Consider the following 24196-nt stretch of genomic DNA (forward strand, 5'->3'; position numbering starts at 1 on the left):
CTCAGTGGTCAAGCAGATAGTCGGCGGTCAGTTGTTTCCACAGCGGCAGATGCGGATCGTCCAGCGGACTGCGGCGGTCGAGAAGATATGTGGTCGCCGCGCCACGCATGCTCGACAGCAGGATCGGATAGAGCTGCCCATACCGCGGGGCCGCGGTCAGCGACGGTCCCAGAAATGAGGCCACCGCTGCCCGGACCGTGGGTCCGAGTTCCTTTTCTGCAGGCAACAGCGCGCTGCGAAGTCTCTCATTGGTCCGCGCCGCGGTCCACAGTTCCATCGATGCCACGAAGTAGGGCTGATGGAACGTCGACCACCCGAGGTCGACACCCAGCGAGATCCGTTCCATCGGGTCGTCGGGCCAATCGATCGCCTTGGGCAACTCTTCGATCCGGACCCGGGCCAGATGATGAACCGCGGCCATCAGGAGGTCGTCGCGGGATGGGAAGTGGTGCAGGAGCTTGCCGCGCGAAACCCCCGCAGCCTCCTGGATCGCCAGCGTGCTGGCCCCCGAGTAGCCCTTGGCGATCAGCACATCGATTGCGGCATCGAGGATCTGATTGCGGCTTCTGGTGCTCTTTGCGCTCCGGTGGACGAGTTCGTTTGTGCCGGAGCTGCGTTCGTCCCGGCCCGTCATGGCAAGATACTAACTGCCCTCAGACGTCCATGATGTGCGGCAGTCCGGCGCGGTAGCGGTCGCGGTCGACCTGCTTGAACGGGTCGAGAAGCGGCAGCTCCCACAACGGAAGCACCGGAACCTGTGCGGCACTGCTTTCCGCGGCGGCGAGGATCGCGTTGGCGACCCGGCGGCCCGATTCATTGGCGCCCTCCATGGTCGCGAGGTCGATGTTGGTTCTCACGTGATCGCCTGCGATGAAGAGGTTTCCGATCGCGGTGTCGGCGGTCGGTCGATTCCGGTAGGAGTCGGCGGTGTTGACCATCAGCGGTGTCGCATTGGAGATGGTGGGCGACCAGGTGATCCCGGGATCGAGATGCCAACTGAGCACCTCGCTCTCCCGCAGTATCGGACTCGAACCACGATTCATCGCCCGGCTCAGCTGAGCCCAGACCTCCCTGGCGATCTCGTCTCTGGTGCATGCCTTGGCGGTCTTTCCATAGAGAATGCCGGGGGTGTCCCAGTCGGAGACGTCGACCGACAGGCAGTCGTGGACGGTGCCGTCGCCGTACTTTCGACCGAAGTCCACCTCCCAAGGTGCGGCCTGGAACAGTCCGGTCAGCGCCCAGGGGGTGCCCAGGGCAGCAATATGACTGGGCGGAAGGTCGGATCGACGCGAGAGGAAGTACTGGATCCCGACCATCCAGTCGTCCTGCAGGGCAGTGATTCCTTCCAGTTCCGGCGCGGCCGACAGGATCGGTGGTTGCAGCAGTGGTTTGAGCCGGTCCAACGGCATGGCAGGGACATACCAGTCCGCGGTGACCACGCCGGCCCCGCCATCGCCACCCACCCGGGCTCCGACGATGCGACCATCGGTGACGTCGAAACCTGTTGTGCCCTGGCCCATCACAAACCGGACGCCACGGGCCTTCAGGTACTCGACCCACGGGTCGATCCAGGCATGATTGGTCGGTGCGTTGAGAATCCGATCGACGCCCCCTCCGACGAGGTCGGCGTCGTATTGCCCGATCAACCCGGTTGCCGAGGTGGCCAGCGCCAATCCGATCTGCCCGATGGTGCGCGCCGAACCCATCTCCGCCTTGGCCGCGACCGTCGCCCGGGTCAGGGCGTGGGCCAGGTACTTCCGATACGAACTCGACTTGCCTTCCGCCTTGACGAAATCCAGCCACGACTGTTTTTCCCACTGTCCGATGCGGCGCTCCTCGCAACTCGTCGCGATGACGAGTTCGCGGCCGACGAAATAGGCCAGTTCAGCAGGCGGGATGTCCCCGGTGAGCGCCAGCCCCAGGGTCAGCGCATTGCGGACGTTCTCCAGATCGGTGACCGCCCCGGCATGTTGAATCATCCCGTCGAGCGACTGCGGTGCGACCACCGGTGCGTAGCCGGGGTCGTCGAAGGTGATGACCGCACCTTCGACGTTGATCAGGTGGGCATCGCGCACGTTCGAACCGCCTGCGACCGGGATACGCGACATCGTGTCGGGCACATGCTGATAGCAGCCGGGAAAGAATCGGAAGCCGTGTTCGCCGGGCAATGCCTGCCGACCACCGGACACCGGTCCCGGCACATCCATGCTGCGGGCCTTGCCGCCGAGAAAGGCCGGCTCATAGACCGCGACGGAGAAGCCTCGCTCGACCAGCTCGTGGGCGACGGTCAGGCCCGACATGCCACCGCCGAAGACCGCGACCTCTCGCCGCGGGCCGCCGACCGGTGGCACCCCTCGAGCCCCCGGACCGACCGGCGACGGAACCACCATCGCCACCGAGCCGGCGGCAGCGGCGACACCGACCCCCTTCAGCAGCGACCTCCGCGACATCTCCCTTTTGATCCTTGATTCCATCTCAACCCCCGTTGATTACAGTCAACGCTGACTGCTAGGTATGAGTGATTTGTATCACAGCAAACTTCAGGGTTGGGATGTTTTCGCAAGATCGTCCCAGCATTGGGATCGGCGCCAACAAAACAGAAGCCGCCGATCAGCGAAATGCTGACCGGCGGCCGGTGTTCGAAACTCGGATCAGATGATCTCGCGACGAACGATGGTCTGGTCGCGGCCGGGACCGACGCCGATGCAGGAGAAAAAGGCACCGGAGAGTTCTTCGAGACGCAGGACGTAATCCTGCGCGTTCTTCGGCAGCTCCTCGAAGGTGCGGCAAGCGGAGATGTCCTCCCACCAGCCGGGCATTTCCTCATAGATCGGCTTGGCGTGATGAAAACCGGTCTGGGTCATCGGCATCTCGTCCACCCGCTGTCCGTCGACCTCGTAGGCGACACAGATCGGAATGGTGTCGAGACTGGAGAGGACGTCGAGCTTGGTCAAGAAGTAGTCGGTGATTCCGTTGACACGCGTGGCGTATCGGGCGATCACTGCATCGAACCAGCCACAACGACGGGCGCGTCCGGTGGTGACACCGACCTCGCCGCCGGTCTTGGCCAGGTATGCGCCCCACTCGTCGAACAGTTCCGTGGGGAACGGACCCGATCCCACGCGGGTGGTGTACGCCTTGAGGATTCCGAGCACCGTGGTGATGCGGGTCGGTCCGATACCGGAACCGACCGATGCGCCACCGGCTGTCGGGTTCGACGAGGTGACGAACGGGTAGGTGCCGTGGTCGACATCGAGCAGGGTGCCCTGCGAGCCTTCCAGCAGCACGGTCTCACCGGCTTCCAGCGCCTGGTTCAGCAGCAGTCGCGTATCGGCGATGCGGTGCTTGAAACCTTCGGCCTGACCCAGAACCTCTTCGACCACCTTCGCAGGCTCGAGGGCACGTCGGTTGTAGATCTTGGTGAGGATCTGGTTCTTGATCTCGAGCGCGGCCTCGACCTTCTGGGTCAGGATGCTCTCGTCCAGCACGTCGGCCACACGAACACCGACACGGGCGATCTTGTCCTGGTAACAGGGACCGATGCCACGTCCGGTGGTTCCGATCTTCTTGTTACCGAGGAACCGCTCGGTGACCTTGTCGATGGCCACGTGGTACGGCATCAGCAGGTGGGCATCGGCCGAGATGAGTAGACCCGAGGTATCGACATCACGATCTTCGAGTCCGCCGAGTTCGGTCAACAGCACACCGGGGTCGACAACAACACCGTTACCGATGACGTTCTTGACGCCGGGGGTCAGGATCCCTGACGGGATCAGATGCAGGGCGAAGGTTTCGCCGTTGGGTAGGACCACGGTGTGCCCGGCGTTGTTTCCGCCCTGGTACCGCACCACCCACTGCAGACGACCACCCAAGAGATCAGTGGCTTTACCTTTACCTTCATCGCCCCATTGGGCGCCGATCAGCACGATCGCAGGCATGTACGCGCTCCTTCCGGCCGGTACACGCCAGATGCGACACCGAACCGTGGGTCAACCCTACTTGGTCACGAACGGATATCCGTGACCGGACCTCCCGGCATGCCTGATGACTCGCAATTTGGCGCCGACTTCCGATCAGTAGGATCGCCCATAGGCGAATGCGTGGGACAGGTGGGTCCACCGGATATGAGCGAGGACCGAGTGCGACCAACAGATATACGGGTGATTGCCGAGGAGTCTGCGGCGGCCGACCTGATCCCGGCAGGTCTTGAAGCGGTTCGCACCACCCGCGAGCGGGCGCCGATCATCTCCGCCCTGACCGCGACGTTGACCGATCCGGCAGTCAAGCGTCTGATCCTGGTCGCCGGGCCCGAATTGCCAGACGCGTTCTGCGCCGCGGTGATCGGCCGCCTGATGCTGCTCGAGCGACTGGACGTCGAAGTCGCCCTCGTCCTCCCGTTCCCGACGCCGGCCGCAGGCGTCTACGGCCTACCCAGTGGAAAGCGAGCGGCGGCACTGGCCGTCGAGGGGACGGCCTCCGAGGTACCGCTGATCCGCGACGACATGGCGATCGTCCTGCTCGGCACGGCCCGCCAGCGGGGTCCCGACGGCGAGTTCGACGGCGAGAGTTACGTCGACAGCGCACTGCTTGTCCGCGGCAAGGCCAAGGCGGTGGTGATCGAACCGATACCCGAGATGCCCGGGGTCCGCGCACGTCTGGACAAACGCTTCCGCGCGCGCTGGCAGGTCGGCCGGGCCGCACAGACCGGTGCGCTCGCGCTGATCGTCGAACGTGACGGCATCACCGCGCCACGCCCGACCAAACGCTCGACGTTCTACCGGCACCAGCAGAACTGGCATCTGGTGCGGCCGTGACGCCCGGGACCATCGGGGCCGTGGCCCGCGCCGTCCGGCCGGGGCCGGTGTTCCTGGCGGTCGTCGCGGCCACGGCCCTCGGCGGGGTGATCCTGTGGAATGCCGGTGGCGAACGAACCCCGACAGCCATCTTCGGCGCCCTGCTGATGGTGATGGGTGGCTGGGTCATCTCGCTGTGTCTGCACGAATTCGCCCACGCGGTAACCGGATTCAAGTTCGGCGACCATGGCGCCGAGCTTCGCGGCTACCTGACGCTCAACCCGCTCAAGTACGCACATCCGGGACTGTCCCTGGTTCTGCCGCTGCTGTTCATCGTCCTGGGCGGCATCGGATTTCCCGGTGGCGCGGTGTACATCAACCAGTCCGGCTTCACGAAAGCCCAACGCAGCCTTGTCTCGGCCGCGGGACCGCTGACCAACATCGCGCTTGGCGTGATCTTGCTGGTGGTGATCGGCAGCCAAGATCTGTTCTCGCTGTTGCCCGAGCTCAACTTCTGGTCGGCACTGTCGATGCTGGCTGTCTTGCAGATCACCGCGGCCCTGCTGAATCTGCTCCCGATCCCCGGCCTCGACGGCTACGGGATCATCGAGCCCTACCTCTCGGATCAGACGCGGCGTTCGGTGGAACCGATTGCGCCGTACGGCTTTCTGCTGATCTTTGTCCTGCTCTTCATCCCCGCATTGAACAAGTACTTCTTCGACATCGTCTACGGGATCTTCGAATTGGGCGGCGCCGATCGGGCTCTGGCCTCGTGGGGCTGGCAGCTCTTCGTCTTCTGGCGGTAGCTCCGGAACCAGGTGATAATCTCCGCCGATGACCCTGCGCGTGATGATCGCCGATGACGACGTTCTGTTGCGTGAAGGTCTCGCCAGCCTCCTGTCCGGCGCCGGCCTGGAGATCGTCGGCCAGGCCGGGAACGGCGAGGACCTCCTGAAGTTGGTGCGGGCAGATCCCCCGCAACTGGCGATCGTCGACATCCGGATGCCGCCGTCGCACAACGCCGAAGGCCTTGAGGCGGCGCAACGGATCCGTGCCGATTTCCCCGATGTGGCAATCCTTTTGCTGTCCGCCCATATCGACGTCGACCATGCTCTGGACCTTCTCGACAGCGGGCGCGGCATCGGATATCTGCTCAAGAGCAGGGTCACCGACGTCGAGGACTTCGTTGCCACGGTCGGGCGCATCGCGAACGGCGCATCGGTGATCGATCCGGCGCTTGTCCACGAGCTCGTCGCCGCCCGCCGCCGCGACAACCCACTCGAGGTTCTGAGCGCGCGCGAGCGCGAGGTACTCACATTGATGGCAGAGGGGCTCTCCAACGCCGGGATCGGGCGTCGGCTGTGGATCACCGAGGGCACCGTCGAAAAGCACGTTCGCAGCATCCTCACCAAACTCGATCTGGCGGATACACCGGACGACCACCGTCGCGTGCGCGCGGTGATCATGTATCTCGACGCCGCAACCTGATCGGCGGTTGCCGTCAGCTCGCGACTGCGAGTGCCTGTCGGATACGGTCCGCGGACAGCGCGAACTTCGCGATGAAACCGACCGCCGCGCTCGCCTCGACCATGTCTGCGAATTCGTCTTCATCGTGAGTGGATATCAGGATCGTCGCGGGTGGACGGGCAGAAGCGGCCAGCGCCTCGACGACATCGAAACCGCTTTCGCCGCCGAGGTCGATGTCCACCAGAACGACGTCGGGCCGGGACGTCTGTGCCATCTCCAACGCATCGAACGAGGTGGCCGCGGTCCCGACGACGGTGATACCGGCAGCTTCGAGCGTGCCGCGGGCGGCAGCACAGAAGGCAGCGCTGTCGTCCACGATGATGCAGCGCATACGGTCGGGATCGTCCACACTGTTCAGCGTGGCAGAAGACGTCGGCCAAAACATGCCCGCTAGCCGGAACATCGACCACGGATCGCAGTGGGATCGGATCGCAGCCCTGGTGTTGCGGCCCACCGCGCCGCCGCTGGGCTGGGGTATCGCCACCGCGGTCATCTTCATCGCGGCCGAAGTGGCCGTTGTGCATCTCCTCAAACAGCTCGCGCCGGAGGATGCGTTCGGCGCGGTGTTCCTGTTCGGCGTCCTCGTGGTGTCCGCGCGGTGGGGATTCGGGCTCGCCGTGGTCACGTCGGTCGCGAGCACTGTCGCGTACGCGTGGTTCCACGCCAGTGAGGGCACGGAGAGCACGGGTCCGGCGGTCGTGGTGTTCCTGGTCTTGGCGTTGCTCACCAATTTGCTTGTGGGGCAGTCTCGTCTGCGTGCAATCGAGTCCGATCAGCGTCGAAGGGAAGCCGATCTGTCCGCAGCGCTGGCTCGGACGGTGTTGCGGGCAGCGGATCTCCCGCAGGCATTGACCGCCGCCGGCGCGCGGCTGACCGATGTACTCGAGCTTCCGCCACCCGGCGCTGTCATCACCACCGACGAAGAACCCGGCACCTCGACGCAGCGGCGCATTGCGCTCAAGGACGACGATCGCCCTATCGGGTCACTGCTCGTGCCCGCCGATCTCGCTGCCGCCGATCTGCTGCGGGTGCAGCGGATGGTTCCCGGCCTGGAAGCCCTGCTGGCGGCGGCCCAGGATCGTGAGGTGCTCTACGAGCGGACCGTCGCACTGGGCCGACAGCAGGCAGCGCTACGCCGGGTCGCCACCCTCGTTGCCTCGCGGACGAAACCGGAGGACGTGTACGCGGCGGTCGCCGACGAACTCGCCGACGAACTCGGCGCCGAATACGTCTCACTCGTCGGCTTCTCCGAGGATGGATACTGCATGGTCCTCGCGGCCCGCGACGGTGACGACGCCGATCCGAGCGGCGCGGGCCTGACCGTCGGCGAACGACTCCAACTCGGCGGGAACAACATCTCCACAAGGGTCCTCGCGTCCGGCGACATCGAGGTGACCGACTACGCAGAGGCCACCGGCCCCATCGCCGCACGCCTGCACGCGCGTGGCATCAGCTCGGGCATCGGTGTGCCGATCACCGTGGAGGGCAGGACCTGGGGTGCGATCGTCATCGGGATCCGCGAGCGTGCTCCGATCGCGGACATCCGTGTGCGCCTCAACGATTTCGCCGAACTGGTGGCCACAGCGGTGTACAACGACGAGTCACGCTCCGCGCTGACCCGCTCCCGGGCGCGCGTCATCGCAGCGGCCGATCAGGCACGACGCGCGATCGAGCGGGATCTGCACGACGGCGCCCAGCAACGGATCGTGTCACTCGGACTCGAGTTGCGCAGCACCCAGGCTGCGATCCCCCACGACCGACCCGATCTCCGAAACCGTCTCGACGACATCGTTGACGCCCTGTCCCTGGTCCACACAGACCTGCAAGAGCTGTCCCGCGGTATCCATCCCGCGATCCTGTCGCGAGGTGGCCTGGGTCCGGCTCTGAAGACACTTGCCCGCCGTTCGGCAGTGCCGGTGTCACTGACCGTCCGAATCGAGGGACGCCTGCCCGACACCGTCGAGGTCGCCGCGTATTACGTCGTCGCGGAGGCACTGACCAACACCGCGAAGTACGCGCGGGCGTCCGGGGTCGAGGTCACCGCGATTGTCGACGCCGAGACCCTGGACCTGGCGGTGACCGACGACGGATCCGGAAATGCGCAGCCCGACAACGGTTCTGGACTCATCGGCCTACGCGACCGCATCGAGGCCGTGAACGGTGTCTTCACTGTGTCGAGCCCAGCGGGTGTCGGCACCACGCTGACCGCCCGAATCCCGGTACCGGGCAGAGTCCAGACCGCGAATACCGGCTAGCCGGTATATGTCCACACCGGCCAGCACCCTGCGGAGTTGGGCGCCAGCAGCGACGACAACTCCGCCTCGATCGACGAATATTGGTTCAGACGACGAGAGAAACACCGACCAAGGAGGACACATGCCTTACATCACCACCACCGACGGAACCGAGATCTACTACACCGAGCAAGGCACCGGACAGCCGGTTCTGCTCAGTCATGGCTGGCCGCTGTCGTCCGACGCCTGGCAGGTCGAGATCAAGCTGCTCGCCGACGCCGGATACCGCGCGATCGCACACGATCGCCGGGGTCACGGCCGCTCGTCGAAAACCGGAACCGGCAATGACATGGACACCTACGCAAAGGATGTGGCGGAGCTGGTCGAAGCGCTAGATCTCACCGACCTGGTCCTCATCGGGCACTCCACGGGCGGCGGCGAGGTCGTCCGATACGCCGCACAGCACGGAAAGGGCCGGGTCTCCAAGGTCATCACGGCCGGAGCCGTCCCACCGCTCATGGTGCAGACCCCGGACAACCCGGAGGGCGCGCCGATCGAGGTATTCGACGGGATCCGGGAAGGCGTCCTGAACGACCGGTCGCAGTTCTACCAGGACCTGAGCGTGGCATTCTTCGGTGCCAACCGAGAGGGCTCGAATGTGTCGCAAGGTGCCAAGGACGACTTCTGGCGGCAGGGCATGTTGGTGAATCTGACGGCGGCCTATGACTGCGTCAAGGCGTTCTCCGAAACCGACCAGACGGAAGATCTCAAGGCCATCGACGTGCCGATGATGATCGCCCACGGTGACGACGATCAGATCGTGCCGATCGCCGCTGCGGCAGAGAAGTCGATCAAGCTGGTGCGCAACGGCACGCTGAAGGTGTACCCGGGTGCCCCGCACGGCATCTACGGTGCGTACCAGAAGGCCCTCATCGCCGACATCCTCGACTTCATCAAGAAATAGCCCCCACCCAATCCCGATGCTGTGCCCTTTTGGCGAGTAAAACCCCAGGTGGGGTTCGCCAAAAGGGCACAGTATCGGGCGTTGGCGGCAGGGATTACCAGGTGATCTTCTTGTGGCAGTTCTCCTGCATGCCTGCCGGGTCGACCTGGATGGTGGCGTGATCGAGTCCGTGGGCCTCGAGCACTTCCCGGGCCGCGAGTAGGACCGCCGCATTGTCGGAGGTGGCGGTCACGTGCACCGTCGCCACATCCATGCCGGTGGTCAGGGTCCACACGTGCAGGTCGTGGACGTCGGTGACTCCGTCGATGCCGACGAGTTCGCACCGGATCTTGTCCACGTCCACGTGTTGCGGGGCCTGCTGCGCCAGGATCCTCAGGGCGTCGAGGGCCAGCTTGATGGCGCGCGGCGCCACCCACAAGGCGATCAGGACGGCGACGACGAGGTCGGCGTAGGGCCAATTCGTGGTCATGGTGACAACGCCGGCGATCAGCACACCCACCGATCCGACGGCGTCTGCGAGTACCTCCATGTACGCCCCGCGCACCGCAATGCTCCCCTTGGAGTCGGCGCGCAGGAGCAGCATCACCACGATGTTGGCGGCCAGTCCGATGAGGGCGACGATCACCAGCGTCAGTCCCGGGACGTCAGGGTCGGTGCCGATGCGCTCGATGGCCTCGTACAGGACGTAGACCGCGACACCCATCAGCAGGATCGCGTTGGCGATGGCGGTGAACACCTCGGCGCGATGCCAGCCGAATGTCTTCACATCGTCGGTCGCGCCGTGGCGGGCGAGCAGCAGCGCGCCGAGCCCCATCAACATCGCCACCACGTCGGTGAGCATGTGGCCCGCGTCGGCGATCAGTGCCAGCGAGTTCACCATGACGCCGACGGTTATCTCCAGGACGAAGAAGACCGAGATGATGATGGCGCCGACCGCCATGGGCCACAGCCTGCGGTGCTCCCCCGTCGCGGCGGGTGAATGACTGTGGCCGGTATGGCTGTGCGAGTGACCCACCAGCGCTCCCTCGGTTAGACAGATACGGCCTGATTCAGCCGGATCCCAATATATGCACGTTCATGCATGTGTTGCAAGGGTGCGACTCACCGCAATGTCGCAATCGCCGACACCCGGGACAGCCCGCAGACCATCAACAGGTCGACCACCGTCGACCTGACCTGCGCCAGGATCACGGTCTCCGTGAGACCGCTGTCGGCGACCAGACTCTTACCCGCCCGCCGCGCGATACTGCGCAGCACCCGTGCGCCCTCCGCCTCATCGGGCTGGCGACCCGGATCGGCCAGCATCACGTCGTTGATCACGTAAAAAGCGTGCCCGAGCTGCGAAACCAATTCGATGACCTCGGGCTGGATGCGTTCGGAGTTCTCGACGGCCGCAGCAGCTCGGCGCGCCAACACCCGGACATTGCGGACCGCGTTGTCGAGCGGATCGGCCACCGCGGCCACCCGCTCGAACCGTGAATGATTTGCCCAGTGCAGCGGCGAGATCCGGCTGATCTCCTTGCCGCCGGAAAGGTCTGACCGCATCGCGTCGATACCCGATTGTGTGCCGCGAGCACGGTGAAGCGCCGCGCGGGCCCGATCCCGATCCATCCGGCGCAGACTTCCCGCCACGTCGAGCAGGACATCGGCCATCGTGGACAGGACATCGGCGGCATCACGCCGGGCGCGCAGCACCGGATGCGTCGGTATGAGCGCGATGACCACGAGCGCGACGACACCCCCGGTGAACGCATCGATCACGCGGTTGAAGCCTTCGATCCCGCCGGGCGGCAGCAGCGTCGCGACAAGCACCGCCGAGCTGGCCGCCTGCATGGGAACCAGCGGCCCCTTGTCGAGAAGGATCGCCGACGACATCGCGATCACCACCACGACCATGATCTGCCAGGTGCCGGATCCGATCACCGAGATGATGAGGTCGCCGACGCCCACGCCCACGGTGACACCGAATGTCACCTCGAGCGCACGGCGCCATCGCCTGCCCACCGAGAGACCGAGGGAGATCACCGCGGCGATCGGCGCGAAAAAGGGTTGCTTGTGCCCGAAGACCTCGGTCGCGATCAGCCAGGCCAGGCCGGCACCCAGCGCACATTGCAGGACCGGCACGATGGCCACCCGCAAGCGCTGTAGCGGCGCACGAAGGCGAGCCGGGATCCGCTCACGATCAATCGGGATGCGGTCGATCAGGCGGCGACCCTGCCGACCGGCCGAGTCAGGCGAGCCCGAGCTCGCCGGCGGCTGCGGGGTCACTTTCGTTGAGCAGGTCGAGGCAACGGAGGTATTCGTCTTCCTCACCGATCGTCTGCGCGGCCCGGGCCAGAACCCCGACACAACGCAAGAATCCCTGGTTGGGCTCGTGGCGCCACGGCACCGGACCGAATCCCTTCCAGCCATGGCGGCGGAGCTGATCGAGTCCGCGGTGGTAGCCGGTCCGCGCGTAGGCGTACGCGGTGATGGTTGCGCCCTCGTTCATGGCCGCTTCCGCCAGGTAGGCCCAGGCGATCGAAGCAGTGGGATGGGCTGCGGCGACGGCGGCTGGATCGGCCCCGTTCAACAGGTCCGATTCTGCCTCGTCATCACCGGTCAACAGGGTGGGCTGGGGGCCGAGAAGATCTCCGAACGACGTCATCGCTACATTGTCGCAGCTCTGCCCGACAACCGGTCGACCCGTCCACCTGCCCGTCGGTTCGATAGGGTGAGCCGAACGCTGCGCGGGGGGTATCTCGATATGAGTCGTCCACCCGCTTCTGCGCGCTGAAATCAGTTGTCGGTCTAGGGACAGGGCTGGGTGGATGTCACATCCTGACGATGAGGGTAATTCGTTTGTGAACCGGACGTTTTCGACGTTCCGTAAGCGTCGCGAGGGGAAATACGGGCCGGCAGCTCAGACGCCTACCGCACCGCAGAACCGACTCGACCGCAGGCCGGAGCGCGCAGACCAGGCGACACCCGACCAGGCGGCATCCGATCAGGCACCCGTCGCGCAGGCCTCCGGGTCGACCGACGGCCCTTCGAACGACACCGGGGCAGATAACACCGCCGACAACACCGGTGCCGACAACACCAGGGCAAACGACGCCGGGCTGACAAGGCCGATCGCCACACCCGCCGCGCCGCAGACCGCCGTTCCCAACACCGACGCTCCCGACACCGAGGCTCCCAACACCGAAGCCCTGGCTCCCGAAGAACAGGACCCAGAAACGCCCGACACCGAGTCCGAGGTCGAAGCACCCGGGGCAGCGGCAACCGAGGTCGAAGTACCCGAGGCAGCGGCAACCGAGGTCGAGGCAACCGAGGTCGAGGCACCCGAAGGCGCAGCAGCGGAAGTCGCAGCAGTGGAAGACGACGGCGAACCGGTCGATGAGTTCACCGCGTCTGCGACCGCCGCAGCCGGGGCCGAGGTGCTCGAACCCGAGGCACCCGAAGTCAAAGCACCTGACGTTGAAGCGCCCGAGGTCGAAGCACCCGAGGTCGAAGCACCCGAGGCGGCGGTAACAGAGGCAACAGAGGCCGAGGCCCCCGAGTTCGAAGCATCTGAGGTCGAGGCATTCGAGCCCGCGAGCCCCGAGCCGGTGGCCGAAGCTCCGGACCACACCGACGAGGCCGAACCGGCCACCGATGTGCGCGGATCGACCCCGCCTCAGTCCCTCGACTTCAGCAACGCCGAGACCACCCGTTTCGCTGCGGTGCCCCCGATGCCGGTCGCCCCGATTGCACCGGCCGGATCCCCTGCCGACGACAACCAAACCGAGCGGATCAACACCGGTTCGGAGGCGGCCACCGAACGAATCAACATCGGAAAGGTCGCACCGCCACCTGCGGCCGCCGCACCTCCGGTCGCCCCGTCATCACCCGCCGGAAACTGGAAAGCCGAACCTGCTGCGCCGCAATACATTCCAGCCGGTGGCGGCAACCCACAGAAGCGGCCGCCCGAGAACAACCCCAAGAAGTCCCGCAAGGGTCTGTGGGCGTCACTCGTTGCGCTCGTTGCGATCGTCGCAGCAATTGTCGTGGTGATCGCCCTGGTGGCAGGCAGCAGTGAAGACTCGGTGGCCCCCGCCGATGTCGCAGCCGACCGCGCTCTCGAATACGTGACCGCGTTGCACGACGGCAACATCGTTGTACTGCGCTCCATCACCTGCGGTGAGGCCCTGGAACGCTTCACCGCGATGTCCGATCAGGAGTTCGCGGAAGATCATCGGCTCCAGCAGTCCAACAACGAACTCGTCGGTGTCGACGGGGTCAAGGCCTCGAAGATCATCGATGACGGCGACGCCGCGGTGGTCGAAGTGATCGCCTACAAGACCGCAACGCCCAACGAAAAGCTGGATGTGGCACTGACGCTGAGCAAGATCGACGGTGAATGGAAGGTCTGTAAGGGCTGATGGCTCGCTGAACGCCTGCATTTCTTCTGTGCGAGGACGCTAGGCTTCCTCAGGTGCCCTCATCGCAAGATCGGCCATCCGTGAACATGCCCGCCGAAGACCGTGTGGTGAACGCACCAGCCACTGGCGTCCGGTCGGTCCCGCAGCCAGCCCGGTCGGACTGGTCTGCAGTGGACAATTCTCGCGCCACCACCGCCCCGGTGCCCGCTGCGCGACATCACGCGCCGCCACACCAGGCACGGTCGGTGCAGGCGCCGACCGCCCAGTTCAACCAGGCATCGGCTGCGCCGTCTCGCCCAGGCGTCTATTCGCCGCCTGCCGCCTACTCGGCGACGCCCTATCCCGCCCAGCCCGGTCACACCCAGGCCAATCCCGCGCCGATCTATTCGCAGACCTATCCGGGCCGGCCGTATCCGCCCGAGTCCTATCCCGGGCATCGTCCGTCCCAGCCGTATCCGGCAAGCCAGCGGGGCCCGATGCAGCGGGGCCCGCAATCGGCCTATCAGCAGGCAGAGGTCGATCCCAGTGCGATTCGCATGACAACGACGCAACGGCCGCACCGCCGGGTTGATACCTCGGTCTTATGTGCGGCCGCTGCGTTGATCGTGCTGGCGCTGGCAGTCCTCGTCGGTCTGATGCTCTGAGGGTCGGACTGACGCTCTGAGCTGTTATCAGCCCAGGATCGACTTGCCCGTCGACTTGAGGTCGTTGCAGGCCTCGACGACACGCTCGCTCATCGACGCTTCTGCCTTCTTCAGGTAGTTGCGCGGGTCGTAGAACTTCTTGTTGCCGACCTCGCCGTCGACCTTCAGGACGCCGGCGTAGTTCTCGAACATGTGACCGGCAATCGGACGGGTGAACGCGTACTGGGTGTCGGTGTCGACGTTCATCTTGATGACGCCGTAGCTCAGCGACTCTTCGATCTCGCTCTTGAGCGAGCCCGATCCGCCGTGGAAGACGAAGTCGAAGGGCTTGGAGCCTTCGGGCAGACCCAGCTTCTTGACGGCCACGTCCTGGCCGGTCTTGAGAACCTCGGGACGCAGCTTGACGTTGCCCGGCTTGTAGACGCCGTGCACGTTGCCGAACGTTGCGGCCAGCAGGTAACGGCTGCCCGTGTCGCCGGCGCCGAGTGCCTCGATGGTGGCCTCGAAGTCTTCGGCCGTGGTGAACAGCTTGTCGTTGATCTCGTTCTCGACACCGTCTTCTTCGCCACCGACGACGCCGATCTCGATCTCGAGCACGATCTTCGCGGCCGCGGCCTTGGCCAGCAACTCCTTGGCAATCTCGAGGTTCTCGTCGAGCGGTACCGCGCTGCCGTCCCACATGTGCGACTGGAACAGAGGATTCTGGCCGGCGTCGACGCGCGCCTGCGAGATCTCGATCAGCGGGCGGACGTAGGTGTCGAGCTTGTCCTTGGGGCAGTGGTCGGTGTGCAGGGCGACCAGCACGTTGTACTTCTCGGCAACAACGTGAGCGAACTCGGCGAGCGCCACCGCGCCGGTGACCATGTCTTTGATGCCCAGACCCGACCCGAACTCGGCACCACCGGTCGAGAACTGGATGATTCCGTCGCTACCGGCGTCGGCGAATCCTTTGATCGCGGCGTTGATGCTGTTCGACGAGGTGCAGTTGATGGCCGGGAATGCGAACCCGCCCTCTTTGGCCGCATCGAGCATCTGTGCATATTGTTCGGGGGTTGCAATGGGCATATGTCCTCCAGCAGCAGTTTCGTGGTTGTCTCTGAACAAGTATGGCAAGGACCACACCGCACCGTCTGAACCCGGTTGCCGGATGCGAAATCGGACACCCGGTACCCTTGGGCCCTGTGATCGAGAATGCGCTTGCCCAGACCACGACAAATGTCGCTTTGATGCCCGGATTCCTGGACCCTGTGACCCTGCTGGGGTGGTTCGGGACTTGGGCCCTCGTGGGCCTGCTGGTCGTCATCCTGATCGAATCAGGCGTGTTGTTCCCTGTCCTCCCGGGCGACTCGCTGCTGTTCACCGCAGGCATGGTGGTGGCGGCGGGCGGTAAGGAAGGTGTCGACGACTTCGCAACACTGTGGCAGTTGCTGATCTTCATACCGATCGCCGCGATCATCGGTGGTCAGATCGGATACTGGATCGGCCGGTACGCCGGGACCGCGATGTTCAAACCCGACGCCCGTTTCCTCAAACAGCGCTACATCACCGAGGCACACGAGTTCTTCGAGAAGCACGGCCCGGTCACCATCCTGTTGGCCCGATTCGTCCCGATCGTGCGGACGCTCGCGCCGATCATCGCCGGCGCAGCCGAGATGAAGTACCGCGTGTTCGCCATCTACAACGTGATCGGCGCGATCGTCTGGGGTTGCGGCATCACGTTGCTGGGCTACTGGCTCGGCGGGTTCGAGATCGTCCAGAAGCTCATCGAGCCGATCTTCATCCTCATCGTGCTGGTATCGATCCTGCCAATGGTGTGGGAGGCCTACCGTCGTCGCAAACGCCCGAAGAACGCCTCGGCCACGGAACCTTTCTCCGACACCGTCTAGTCCCCACCTCCGCGAGATCCGCTCGCAATTCTCACGCCCGCGCAGTCTGCAAAGACTGCGCGGGCGTGAGTTTTCCGGCTGTCAGCCCGTGCAGCGCTACACGCCCATGAAGGCGAACGGCTCAGAGATCTTGAAATCTCCGGCGGTCTCGCCGGCAAACGTGTTCGCCTCGTCCGGCCCCAGATCGAGCTTGAGGACGTCGGCACCCTCGGCGAAGTCGATCGTATTGAGATCGACCCAGAAGGTGTTCGGGGTCAGTGCCGACTCGAAGAAATACAGCTTGCGTTTGTGGTCGGCGACCGTCCGCCAGCGGGTGGACGAGATGTTCGGCTCGTCCGGTGTCGAGATTCCGAACGGCACAGAAACATTGCGGATCACACTCATTACACTCGCCAGTGCCACCTTCGGATCGTCGACTTTGGGAATCGCGTTGATGTAGAACGATGCACGCGCGAATCGGTCCGCGGCGCGATTGGTTCCGGGCAGCATCACCGTCCCGTTGATCTGCTCCCAGTACCGGTTGAGTGCGAGCTGCTCATCGAAGATGGGCGAGTTGGTCATCACCTGGTGGTCGCCACTGTGGTGGATCACCTGTTTTCCGCCGACATATTCGATGATCGCGCTGTCACCGCCTGCATCCGACATCGACAAGTGCAGTGTCGCAAGGCGGTCCTCACCTGGTACCCCACTGGTGACCAGCACGAAGGGTTCATCGCTCAACGCTGCAACGGCCTGCGCCACCGAGCCGAAGTTGTCGAGCACATACTGCGCCCAGGCCGCGATCGACAACGTCGGCTTCGAGGGATCCCCGGTCGGGTACTCCGACTCGGCCAGCCACAGCAGATTGGTCGAGAGACCCGCCTCGTTGAGACCGTCGGTGGTGCAGATGTCGTAGGCAGCGGCGACAACGCTGCCGTACTTCGATGTCCATTCGATCGAGTTGGGTCCGGCAACGCCATCACGCTTGATACCTCGTGGAAACGCCCACAGATTTGTGGCCAGATCAAGCTTCCAGTCCATGGAACGACCGGTGATCACATTGCCGTCGGGACCCAGATACACCGCGCGCGTACACATTAAACATCCTCCATCGTTGTGCCAACCATCCATCGGTTCGCGAATTGCGATAATCGACTGTCCACCAACATATTTCGACAGCTGCGGAAATCAGTTCCCTTGCAGGGTTGCATAGATTCGGTCAGAGAGTTCCTGATCGTTGAGATCGAGTATCTGATTCCAGAAGAACACCGCCTCTGGACCATACGAATGCCCGTGACCGTAGGGCACCTCGGCAGCGAACACCATGTCGAGGGTGACCTGCCAGAACGAGACGAACGGTATCCACGTCATACCCTTGTCGATGTCGTCGCCGCGGGGTTCATCCAGCCAATCCGGTTTGCTACGAAGCAGATTCGATGACCACCAGACGATCGGGTCGCTCGGATGCTGCCAGTAGACGATCCTCGGGGTCTCCCACTCGCCCATCCCCGGCTCGTAGAGATCCTCGGGTGAGGATGCAAACCGGACGTTCTCGCCCCCATAGATCACCGGCAGGATCTCCCGGCTGCCGGGATCACGCGAATCGGTGATCCGTCGCCACTGCTCGGTGAAGTTGGGGGTTCCCACAAACAATGCACCATCGGTTCTGGAGATCATGTCCTGTGCGCCGGAGAAAGCATCCTGTGAACCGTAGGAGCCCAACGATTCTCCGAACACCAGAAGCTTGGGTCGACTGTCTTCCGGAAAGGAACTCCACCGATCGTAGACCGCTTCAAACAATGCCCGTCCGGCCAAACGGGGCGTTTCCCTGTCCGCAAGAAATGCCATCGGACTGGGAAGGAACGAATACTGCATGGCGGCAATCGCAGAATCTCCGCCTGCAAGGTATTCCAGCGATGCCGCGACATTCTGGTTGACCCAACCCCGGCCGGTGGTGGTGACCACGGCCAGATACTCGCGACTGAATGCGTTGGTCCGGTCGAGTTCGGCCACGACGCCTTCGGCCAACGCGTTCACCGTCGGTGCGCCTTCGTCCAATCCGGACTCGTCTACGGACGCCCGTCCGGCGTAGGCACGGATCGGCTCCTGCGCAGGCCGCCCGGTCAGCTCTGCGATCTGTTGCTGACGCGGGCCGCCTGCCACAAATGTGCGGCCCTCGCGGCCCAGCGAGTCCCAGCTCTCCAGCGATTCCGGAGAACCCGAACGCTCCGGCTCTGTCGGCTGGACCACGCCTTCGGCGGTTCCTTCATCGGCAACCATGGCAGAACCGTTTGCGATTCGGCCGATCCCTGCGGAGACCAGGCCCTCGACGGCGAGAACGAGCACCACTGCAACCACCAGAGCGCTGGCACCCATCGCGATCGGGGTCGGTAGAAAACGGTCGACCAGGCGATACAGCAGCTTCGCAAGCGCTCTCAGACCACGACCGAGGTACAGGCAGGCAAAGAACACCACAACACCGACGGCGAACACCCCGATGTAGTCCCAGTTGCTCCCCGGTTCGATCCCGACCAGTTCACGCGTGATGTCCTGCCACCACGAACCCAGCACCAGGAACAGCGGCAGAACGATCAGCGCGGCGAGCGCGATTGCATACCAACCGAACCGCCGCCATGTCCTCGGCCACTCACGGGTCAGCCCGCATTTACGGAATATCCAAACAACCAGAACACCGATGCCGTAACCGATCGCAACACTGATGCCGGTGGCGACCGCCTGCAGATACCACGCCCGCGGTAGCAGCGATGGCGACATCGACCAGGCGTAGAAGAACAGGCCGAGCACCAATCCCACGGGCTCGAACTTGGAGAGCCACTGCCGGATTCGATGAAACCTGGGCTTCTTCGGTTCATCGGCGGCCGCCATCTCGGCCGACTCTGTGTCGACCGAACCGGCGTCTGGCAGATTGGTGTCGGGCGACTGATCGTCGGGCGACCGATCGTCCGGCTCCCGGGGGGTCGACAACTGCTCGGGGATCTGGCTCATCTCTGTCCTTTTCGAGGGGGCATCCCTGATTGGATGAACTCCCTCGCCGAACCCGGCAGTTGCAGCGCCATATCCACAACTTCAGGATCGACGTGGGACCGGCCATCAGGGCGGCGACGATTCGCTGTATTCAAACCGGACTCAAAGGATCAGTGGGGGAACAGGTGCGTGCGAGCCAGTCAATGTGTTCCCAACAATCCCAGATGACGGGGCGATGACGCAATGGGACAAACCGACTGCGGCATCACCACGTCGATTCTGTGCCAACAACACGTTCTCGCGGCACGGACCCGACCGCAGTCACCTGGAGCGTGATCGCACCGAAAAGAATGTTCACTTGTCGGCCAGAATGCACATCTATATTGCAATTTGCGCCGCCCGGTGATCCAGATACCACAGAACCGGCATCAAATCTCGACAAAGCAAAAATGTGCCAGATCGCCCGATATCGTGCCACCGCAGGCGGGCTGCTTTACCTTTGCGAACATAAGTTTCTCCAGCCAGAACATCCGATCGAGACCCGATACGAAACGGCCTTCGACCACGCAATTCTAGAGGCTGGACCGACTACTAAAACATGGATCTGAAGGGACAATTTCATGCCAAGTATTAGCAGCTCGCGATATTCTGCGCTCGTGGACATTTCGGACAGTGCTGAGTTAGATTGAGTTCCATGTCCAGCCAAGGGCCCGCCAACGAGCGGCTTCTCATTCGGAATGTACGGGTATTCGACGGTCGCTCAGAGCGCGTGATAGAGAATGCTGATGTATTAACAGACGGGCCGCATATTTCTGCGGTATCGACGTCTCCCATCGCGGAAGATCCGAGCCGACCCACCAAGGTGATCGACGGCGGCGGACGGTTCCTCATGCCCGGCATGACCGACGCTCACGTCCATTTGATGGGCAATGCGAACGGCTACCTCGATTTTGTCACCGGCCCGACCGGTCTGCTTTTCGCCAACACTCTCTCCGAAGCCAAACGAATGTTGCTGCGCGGCTTCACAACAGTCCGCGACATGGGTGGCGATCTGGCACCGGTCAAGACCGTCATCGATCGCGGAGACTTCGCCGGTCCCCGCATCTATCCCAGCCAGGCGATGATCTCCCAGACCTCCGGTCATGCCGACTTCGCCTTTGTCTACGAGACGCCACCGGTCTTCGGTGGTACCGAAAGTCGCACGGATTCAATTGGATTCACCCGTACCGCCGACGGTGTCGACCGCGTGCTCGCCGCTGTTCGCGAGCAGCTCCGCAAGGGTGCCTCACAGATCAAATTGACCATCGGCGGTGGCGCCGCATCGATGTACGACCCCCTTTACACCCTGCAGTTCACACCGGAAGAGATCCGCGCTGCCGTCCGGGCAGCCGAGGACTACGGCACCTACGTCGCAACCCACGTCTACACGGTGCCCGGGATCAAGCGGGCCATCGACGCCGGTGTCCGCTCCATCGAGCACGGACATCTTGCCGACGAGTCCACCGTTGCCCTCATCGGCGAGAAGGGCTTGTGGCTGTCCATGCAGCCGTTCGCCGAGGCCGACCACCACTATCCCGATCCCGATCGCGCCGAGAAGAATCGGCAGATCTGCCACGGTACCGACGACGTGTACGCCTGGGCCAAGAAGCACGGCGTCAAGGTGGCATTCGGCACCGACCTGCTTCTCGAGCCGCAGTCAGCACCTCTGCAAAGCGTGATGGCCACCCGTCTCGGCGACCACTACTCGAATCTCGAGTCACTGCGGATGCTCACCTCTGGCAACGCCGATCTGTTCGAGATGTCCGGCGAGCGCAACCCTTATGGATCTGCGAAGCTCGGTGTCATCGAAGAGGGTTCGTGGGCCGACCTCCTGCTGGTCGAGGGCAACCCGCTCGAAGACCTCTCGGTCCTGTCCGATCCGGAGAAGAACTTCAACCTCATCATCAAGAGCGGCGAAATCTTCAAGAACACGCTCTGAACATCACAGCTCTCGCAGCACAACTGCATTGACGATGGACTCCGCGCCTGCGCATCAGCCGGTGCGGAGTCGCCGGTTCCCATGAAAGGCATTGCGATGGCACAGCTCTATCCAGAGGTCGGTCCCTGGTGACACTGATCGTGGCCGAGGACATCGGCGTACGCGCTTCGTGGGGCCATATCTACGGTCCCGTCAGCTTTCGCGTCGCCGAAGGCGGTGTGACGATCCTGTCCGGGCCGGGCGGGCGTGGACGGACCGCCCTGCTGCTCACCCTCGCCGGGCGGATGAAGCCCACCTCCGGACACCTGACCGCCTTTGGTCTCACCGATGCCGCCGGCCACCTGTTCGATCAGGCCGCGATCGCCAACATCGACGAGGTCGACGGCATCGAACAGACCATTCGGGTCAGTGATGTTGTGACAGAGCAGATCCGGTGGACCGCACCGTGGTATCGCTGGGTCGGGCAATCACGAATCGAAGACCTCGAGCGGATCTGCACCCCGGTGTTCGGTCCCTACCCACTCCCCCCGATGGAAGCCTATGTCGAAGAGCTTCCCGAACTGACCGCAACACTGTTCCGGATTGCCGTTGCCAACATCGGCAGGCCTCCGTTGCTGGTGGTCGGAGGAGTCGACAAGCTCGCCCGGGTGGAGAACACCTACAAGCTCCTCGACCGTCTGATCGTTCTGGGCACCGGCCAGACCATCATCACCGCCGACATCAACGCTGTGACGCCCGAACGCGGTGTCCGCGACGTGATTGCAGTCCACAACCTCACCGACGACGAGTTCGTAGGCCTCGACACCGCAGATCGGACCTGACATGTTTGCCGCCTTCTCACCGGGAAGCGATTTCAAACGCTATTACCGCGGCCGGATGCCCCGGCTCGCGCTGGCAGTCATCGTCCTGATGCCTCTGCTCTACGGCGCCATGTATCTGTGGGCGTTCTGGAATCCCTTTGCCGCCGCGGACAAGATCCCGGTCGCGCTGGTCAACGCCGACCGGGGTGCAACCGTACAGGGCGAGCCGCTCAAGGCAGGCGATCAAGTGGTTCAAGGTCTGATCGAATCCAAACAGCTGGATCTGCACGAGGTCTCGGCAGAAGAGGCCGCGGACGGCGTCGCGCACGGCAAGTACTATTTCTCGATCACGCTGCCCGAGGACTTCAGCGAGTCGATCGCCTCACCGACCGGCACCGATCCCACGTCGGCCGAACTGATCTTCACCTACAACGATGCCAACAACTACCTGGCAACGGTCATCGGCCAGGATGCCGCACAGCAGGTTGTCAACCAGGTCAGCGCACAAGTGGGCGCACAGACGTTCAGCATCGTTCTCAACGAGGCCGGTCCGCTCGAGGACAAGGTCAGGCAGGCCGCCGACGGCGCAGACGAACTCAGTTCCGGATTGGTCACCGCCAACACCGGGGCCCAGGAACTGGCAACAAACCTGGTGACCGCCAAAGACGGTGGCGCGCAGCTCGCCACGGCGATCGACGAAGTGACCGGTGCGCTGACCAGCGCAACGGACCCGCTGATCGCAGCACTGGCAAACACCGGTACCGGCCTCAGTGCCGCCGAGGTCAGCGCCACCGCCGATCGCCTGAGCACCAATTCGGCTGCGATCGCCGATCAGCTGGCAGGCACGACGAACAACCAGTCGCAGGCCGGCCGGGTGCTGGACTCCGTTGTGTCGCAGATGCAGTCGAGCCCGGATCCGGTGATGCAGCGTCTGGCCGCGACGCTGGTCCAGGCACAGGGACTCCTGGTCGCCGAGGGTGCAGGGACAGGGACTGACAGCACATTGACGCAGGTCCGCAACGACGCGCAGATCCTGTCGGCCGAACTCGGCAATCCGTCGAGCCCGGTCCGGCTCGGGATGACGCTCATCGAGAACGGCGGCGCCCAGAGTGACCTCCTCGCCGTTCGTGCTGCTGCGGGCGAACTCAGTTCCGGTGCAAATCAATTGAGTAGTGGTCTGGTCCAACTCAGCGATGGCGCCAATCAACTCGCAGCGGGCACCGCCGCGTTGTCGGCGGGTGCAGCGGAGCTGGCGTCGGGTCTCGATGAAGGCGTGAAGGCACTGCCGTCGTGGACCGATCAGCAGAAGAAGGACATCGCCGCAACGCTGTCGAACCCGGTGGCGCTCAAAGAGCAGTACACCAACGAGGCGCCCACCTTCGGAACCGGCTTCTCACCGTTTTTCATGTCGCTGGCCCTGTTCGTCGGCGGCATCATCACCTGGATGCTGCTGACCCCGTTGCAGTCCCGTCCGATCGCCCAGGGCTTGTCGTCACTCCGCGTCGTCCTGGCCTCGTACGCCCCCGCATTCGCCGTCGGCTTCGCCCAGGCTGCCGTGCTGTACACGGTGGTCACCTTTGGTGTCGGACTCGACGCCAAGTACCCGGTCGCCACCTTCGGGTTCCTCTTGCTGGTCGTCGCGACGTTCCTGGCGATCATCCAGATGTTCAACGCCGTGCTGGGAACCGCGGTGGGACGTGTTGCCACCCTGGCCTTCCTGATGCTGCAGCTGGTTTCGGCCGGCGGCATCTATCCGGTACCGACCACCGCCAAACCCTTTCAGTACATCCACCATTTCGACCCGATGACCTACACCGTCAACGGATTGCGACAGCTCACGGTCGGCGGCGTCGACTACCGCTTGTGGGTGGCCATAGCCGTACTCGCAGGTATCACCGTGACCTGCCTGGCCCTGTCGTCGCTGGCGGCCAGACGGAACCGGCAATACACCATGGATCGCCTCTACCCACCGGTCGAGGTCTAGAGCGCGGTCAGCGCTGAAC

The 24196-nt window shown here is 64.0% G+C and carries 21 protein-coding genes; 11 read left to right on the plus strand and 10 right to left on the minus strand.

Going from position 1 to position 24196, the window contains the following annotated elements; translation table 11 throughout:
- Window position 1: 1 nt before the first annotated feature.
- The 3 genes from AC1TQG_RS05460 to AC1TQG_RS05470 all read right to left on the minus strand — a co-directional run bounded on the left by AC1TQG_RS05460 (window position 2) and on the right by AC1TQG_RS05470 (window position 3938).
- A complete protein-coding gene (locus AC1TQG_RS05460) occupies window positions 2-634 on the minus strand; it encodes a TetR/AcrR family transcriptional regulator (RefSeq protein WP_482135913.1) in 633 nt (210 codons plus the stop codon).
- 19 nt (window positions 635-653) lie between these two features.
- Window positions 654-2450: a hydroxysqualene dehydroxylase gene (locus AC1TQG_RS05465; RefSeq protein WP_482135914.1), complete on the minus strand. Its 1797-nt coding sequence runs from the start codon at window positions 2448-2450 to the stop codon at window positions 654-656.
- A gap of 201 nt (window positions 2451-2651) precedes the next feature.
- A complete protein-coding gene (locus AC1TQG_RS05470) occupies window positions 2652-3938 on the minus strand; it encodes an adenylosuccinate synthase (protein ID WP_482135915.1) in 1287 nt (428 codons plus the stop codon).
- 186 nt (window positions 3939-4124) lie between these two features.
- Here AC1TQG_RS05470 and AC1TQG_RS05475 point away from each other — a divergent pair, with 186 nt between their 5' ends.
- Genes AC1TQG_RS05475 through AC1TQG_RS05485 form a run of 3 tightly spaced genes read left to right on the plus strand, consistent with a single transcriptional unit; the run spans window position 4125 to window position 6281 of the window.
- Entirely contained in the window at window positions 4125-4814 is a 690-nt protein-coding gene (locus AC1TQG_RS05475; protein WP_482135916.1) for a hypothetical protein, read from the plus strand.
- On the plus strand, window positions 4811-5599 hold the full coding sequence (locus tag AC1TQG_RS05480) for a site-2 protease family protein (RefSeq protein ID WP_482135917.1): 789 nt from the start codon (window positions 4811-4813) through the stop codon (window positions 5597-5599). The genes AC1TQG_RS05475 and AC1TQG_RS05480 overlap by 4 nt, the downstream gene beginning before the upstream one ends.
- 28 nt (window positions 5600-5627) lie before the next feature.
- Window positions 5628-6281, plus strand: coding sequence for a response regulator (locus AC1TQG_RS05485; protein ID WP_482135918.1), 654 nt, complete (start codon window positions 5628-5630; stop codon window positions 6279-6281).
- A 13-nt stretch (window positions 6282-6294) separates the two neighbouring features.
- On the opposite strand, the gene AC1TQG_RS05490 is transcribed toward AC1TQG_RS05485, so the two are convergent.
- Complete coding sequence (locus AC1TQG_RS05490) at window positions 6295-6669, minus strand: LytR/AlgR family response regulator transcription factor (protein ID WP_482135919.1); 375 nt, start codon at window positions 6667-6669, stop codon at window positions 6295-6297.
- Window positions 6670-6679: 10 nt separating this feature from the next.
- Here AC1TQG_RS05490 and AC1TQG_RS05495 point away from each other — a divergent pair, with 10 nt between their 5' ends.
- Together AC1TQG_RS05495 and AC1TQG_RS05500 are read left to right on the plus strand one after the other, a co-directional pair.
- Window positions 6680-8575: a sensor histidine kinase gene (locus tag AC1TQG_RS05495; protein WP_482135920.1), complete on the plus strand. Its 1896-nt coding sequence runs from the start codon at window positions 6680-6682 to the stop codon at window positions 8573-8575.
- A 121-nt stretch (window positions 8576-8696) separates the two neighbouring features.
- On the plus strand, window positions 8697-9518 hold the full coding sequence (locus tag AC1TQG_RS05500) for an alpha/beta fold hydrolase (protein WP_482135921.1): 822 nt from the start codon (window positions 8697-8699) through the stop codon (window positions 9516-9518).
- 94 nt (window positions 9519-9612) lie between these two features.
- Here AC1TQG_RS05500 and AC1TQG_RS05505 read toward each other — a convergent pair whose 3' ends face one another.
- The 3 genes from AC1TQG_RS05505 to AC1TQG_RS05515 form a co-directional block, all read right to left on the minus strand.
- The gene (locus AC1TQG_RS05505) at window positions 9613-10533 is read right to left on the minus strand and encodes a cation diffusion facilitator family transporter (protein ID WP_482135922.1); all 921 of its coding nucleotides are present in this window, start codon (window positions 10531-10533) and stop codon (window positions 9613-9615) included.
- An 86-nt stretch (window positions 10534-10619) separates the two neighbouring features.
- On the minus strand, window positions 10620-11786 hold the full coding sequence (locus tag AC1TQG_RS05510) for an FUSC family protein (protein ID WP_482135923.1): 1167 nt from the start codon (window positions 11784-11786) through the stop codon (window positions 10620-10622).
- A complete protein-coding gene (locus tag AC1TQG_RS05515; protein WP_482135924.1) occupies window positions 11749-12165 on the minus strand; it encodes a DUF3151 domain-containing protein in 417 nt (138 codons plus the stop codon). Before AC1TQG_RS05515 ends, AC1TQG_RS05510 begins: the two co-directional genes overlap by 38 nt.
- 196 nt (window positions 12166-12361) lie before the next feature.
- Here AC1TQG_RS05515 and AC1TQG_RS05520 point away from each other — a divergent pair, with 196 nt between their 5' ends.
- The gene (locus tag AC1TQG_RS05520) at window positions 12362-13921 is read left to right on the plus strand and encodes an Rv0361 family membrane protein (protein WP_482135925.1); all 1560 of its coding nucleotides are present in this window, start codon (window positions 12362-12364) and stop codon (window positions 13919-13921) included.
- A 53-nt stretch (window positions 13922-13974) separates the two neighbouring features.
- Entirely contained in the window at window positions 13975-14565 is a 591-nt protein-coding gene (locus AC1TQG_RS05525) for a hypothetical protein (protein WP_482135926.1), read from the plus strand.
- A gap of 27 nt (window positions 14566-14592) precedes the next feature.
- Here the strand turns inward: AC1TQG_RS05525 and fbaA are convergent, their stop codons facing one another.
- Entirely contained in the window at window positions 14593-15630 is a 1038-nt protein-coding gene (gene fbaA / locus AC1TQG_RS05530; protein WP_482135927.1) for a class II fructose-bisphosphate aldolase, read from the minus strand.
- A gap of 116 nt (window positions 15631-15746) precedes the next feature.
- Between fbaA and AC1TQG_RS05535 the strand changes: the two genes are divergently transcribed.
- Window positions 15747-16451 (plus strand): DedA family protein, encoded by a 705-nt coding sequence (locus AC1TQG_RS05535; RefSeq protein ID WP_482135928.1) that lies wholly within the window; start codon window positions 15747-15749, stop codon window positions 16449-16451.
- 96 nt (window positions 16452-16547) lie between these two features.
- Here the strand turns inward: AC1TQG_RS05535 and AC1TQG_RS05540 are convergent, their stop codons facing one another.
- The gene (locus AC1TQG_RS05540) at window positions 16548-17528 is read right to left on the minus strand and encodes a linear amide C-N hydrolase (RefSeq protein ID WP_482135929.1); all 981 of its coding nucleotides are present in this window, start codon (window positions 17526-17528) and stop codon (window positions 16548-16550) included.
- A 90-nt stretch (window positions 17529-17618) separates the two neighbouring features.
- The gene (locus AC1TQG_RS05545; protein ID WP_482135930.1) at window positions 17619-19436 is read right to left on the minus strand and encodes an alpha/beta hydrolase; all 1818 of its coding nucleotides are present in this window, start codon (window positions 19434-19436) and stop codon (window positions 17619-17621) included.
- A 673-nt stretch (window positions 19437-20109) separates the two neighbouring features.
- On the opposite strand from AC1TQG_RS05545, the gene AC1TQG_RS05550 reads away from it, so the two are divergent.
- The 3 genes from AC1TQG_RS05550 to AC1TQG_RS05560 all read left to right on the plus strand — a co-directional run bounded on the left by AC1TQG_RS05550 (window position 20110) and on the right by AC1TQG_RS05560 (window position 24177).
- A complete protein-coding gene (locus AC1TQG_RS05550) occupies window positions 20110-21393 on the plus strand; it encodes a metal-dependent hydrolase family protein (RefSeq protein ID WP_482135931.1) in 1284 nt (427 codons plus the stop codon).
- A 128-nt stretch (window positions 21394-21521) separates the two neighbouring features.
- Window positions 21522-22214 (plus strand): ATP-binding cassette domain-containing protein, encoded by a 693-nt coding sequence (locus AC1TQG_RS05555; RefSeq protein WP_482135932.1) that lies wholly within the window; start codon window positions 21522-21524, stop codon window positions 22212-22214.
- 1 nt (window position 22215) lies between these two features.
- Window positions 22216-24177, plus strand: coding sequence for a YhgE/Pip family protein (locus AC1TQG_RS05560; protein WP_482135933.1), 1962 nt, complete (start codon window positions 22216-22218; stop codon window positions 24175-24177).
- Window positions 24178-24196: the final 19 nt, after the last annotated feature.

The sequence above is a fragment of the Williamsia sp. Y844 genome (genome assembly GCF_056786475.1).